This window comes from Glaciecola petra (assembly GCF_031846345.1).
Taxonomy (GTDB): Bacteria; Pseudomonadota; Gammaproteobacteria; order Enterobacterales; family Alteromonadaceae; genus Glaciecola; species Glaciecola petra.
The window spans coordinates 1-1,522 of sequence record NZ_JAVRHX010000013.1; the positions used below are offsets into that span (position 1 = coordinate 1).

Genomic DNA, 1,522 nt, shown 5'->3' on the forward strand with positions numbered 1-1,522 from the left:
GTGACTGCGTACCTTTTGTATAATGGGTCAGCGACTTATATTTAGTAGCGAGGTTAACCGATTAGGGGAGCCGTAGCGAAAGCGAGTGTTAACTGCGCGTTTAGTTGCTAGGTATAGACCCGAAACCCGGTGATCTAGCCATGGGCAGGTTGAAGGTTGAGTAACATCAACTGGAGGACCGAACCGACTGACGTTGAAAAGTCAGCGGATGACTTGTGGCTGGGGGTGAAAGGCCAATCAAACCGGGAGATAGCTGGTTCTCCCCGAAATCTATTTAGGTAGAGCCTCGGACGAACACCATTGGGGGTAGAGCACTGTTAAGGCTAGGGGGTCATCCCGACTTACCAACCCTTTGCAAACTCCGAATACCGATGAGTGCTATCCGGGAGACACACGGCGGGTGCTAACGTCCGTCGTGGAGAGGGAAACAACCCAGACCGCCAGCTAAGGTCCCAAAATATTGCTAAGTGGGAAACGATGTGGGAAGGCTAAGACAGCTAGGAGGTTGGCTTAGAAGCAGCCATCCTTTAAAGAAAGCGTAATAGCTCACTAGTCGAGTCGGCCTGCGCGGAAGATGTAACGGGGCTAAGCAATATACCGAAGCTGCGGCATTATCTTAGGATAATGGGTAGGGGAGCGTTGTGTAAGTGGATGAAGGTGAGTTGAGAAGCTTGCTGGACATATCACAAGTGCGAATGCTGACATGAGTAACGATAATGGGGGTGAAAAACCCCCACGCCGGAAGACCAAGGTTTCCTGTCCCATGCTAATCAGGGCAGGGTAAGTCGGCCCCTAAGGCGAGGCCGAGAGGCGTAGTCGATGGGAAACAGATTAATATTTCTGTACTTATATAGTGAGTGATGGAGAGACGGAGAAGGTTATGCTAGCTTGGCGTTGGTTGTCCAAGTGAAAGTATGTAGGGTTGTGCTTTAGGCAAATCCGGAGCACTACATGCCTGAGATACGAGACGATTTCCCACGGGAAAGAAGTAGCAAATACCCGGCTTCCAGGAAAATCTTCTAAGCGTATTGCTATATGAACCGTACCCCAAACCGACACAGGTGGTCAGGTAGAGAATACTAAGGCGCTTGAGAGAACTCGGGTGAAGGAACTCGGCAAAATTGTACCGTAACTTCGGGAGAAGGTACGCCCTTGTTTGTGATGGGCTTTACGCCTTAAGCGAATGAGGGCCGCAGTGACCAGGTGGCTGGGACTGTTTATTAAAAACACAGCACTGTGCTAAATCGCAAGATGACGTATACGGTGTGACACCTGCCCGGTGCCGGAAGGTTAATTGATGGGGTTAGACATTTGTCGAAGCTCTTGATAGAAGCCCCGGTAAACGGCGGCCGTAACTATAACGGTCCTAAGGTAGCGAAATTCCTTGTCGGGTAAGTTCCGACCTGCACGAATGGTGTAACCATGGCCACGCTGTCTCCACCCGAGACTCAGTGAAATTGAAATTGCTGTGAAGATGCAGTGTACCCGCACCTAGACGGAAAGACCCCGTGAACCTTTACTA

The 1,522-nt window shown here is 50.5% G+C and carries 1 rRNA gene; it reads left to right on the top strand.

The features are described from left to right. Positions 1-1,522 (top strand): 23S ribosomal RNA (locus tag RM552_RS17650); the annotation flags it as partial.